General features: G+C 72.0%; 1 protein-coding gene. It reads right to left on the bottom strand.

What is annotated here, in order from left to right:
• On the bottom strand, nt 1–880 hold an 880-nt coding region (locus Cco03nite_RS42035), incomplete at both ends, for an acyltransferase domain-containing protein (protein WP_203699636.1).

The raw sequence follows: 880 nt of genomic DNA, 5'->3' as shown, positions 1-880 counted from the left end.
ACCGCCGACGCCGAACCGCCAGCGGCGCTGCCGACCTGGTCCGCGTGCTGGTCGGCCAACCCGGCGATGGCCTGCTCGACCTGCTCACGAGAGGCACGGACTGCGACCATCGCACCACCGGCGGGCAGCGCCTGCATCAACCGGCCCCGCGCCGCGACCAGCGTCGCCGCATCCGCCAGCGACAGCACCCCGGCCACATGCGCCGCCGCGATCTCACCGATCGAATGCCCGGCCACGAAGTCGGGCACCACACCCAACGACCCCGCGAGACGGAACAGCGCCACCTCCACCGCGAACAGCGCAGGCTGCGTCAGGCCGGTCTGCTCCAAGCCGTCCCCGGACGCGATCGCGTCCCGCAGCGACAGCCCCAGCAGCGGGTCCAGGACCGCGCACACCTCGTCGAACGCCGCCGCATACACCGGGAACGACTCGTAAAGGCCCAGGCCCATGCCCGGACGCTGCGCACCCTGACCCGTGAACAGCAGGCCGAGCCGGCCTGTTGTCACCGCGTCGACGACCAGGCCGGGAGCGTCGCTGCCGGAGGCGAGGGCGGACAGGCCCGCGGTCAGCTCGGCGAGGTCGTCGCCGAGCACGACAGCGCGTTGATCAAAAGCGGTGCGACGAGCCAGCGCTGCTGCGATCGCGAGGGCATCGGCAGGATCCACGGCGGGTTTCGGGTCGAGCCGGCGTGACTCGACGACGGCGAGCAGCGCCTGCGCCTGGCCGCGCAGTGCGGTGTCCGACTTCGCGGACAACGTCCATGCCACGGAACCGGTGCCGTTGCCGCCCGTTGGCAGTGTGACCGGATCGGGTTCGGGAGCCTGTTCGATGATGACGTGGGTGTTCGTGCCGCTGGCCCCGAACGACGACACCGCCGCGC

Origin of the sequence: Catellatospora coxensis, assembly GCF_016862635.1 — a bacterium.
Lineage (GTDB): Bacteria > Actinomycetota > Actinomycetes > Mycobacteriales > Micromonosporaceae > Catellatospora > Catellatospora coxensis.
This window is presented reverse-complemented; position numbering and strand designations above follow the sequence as displayed.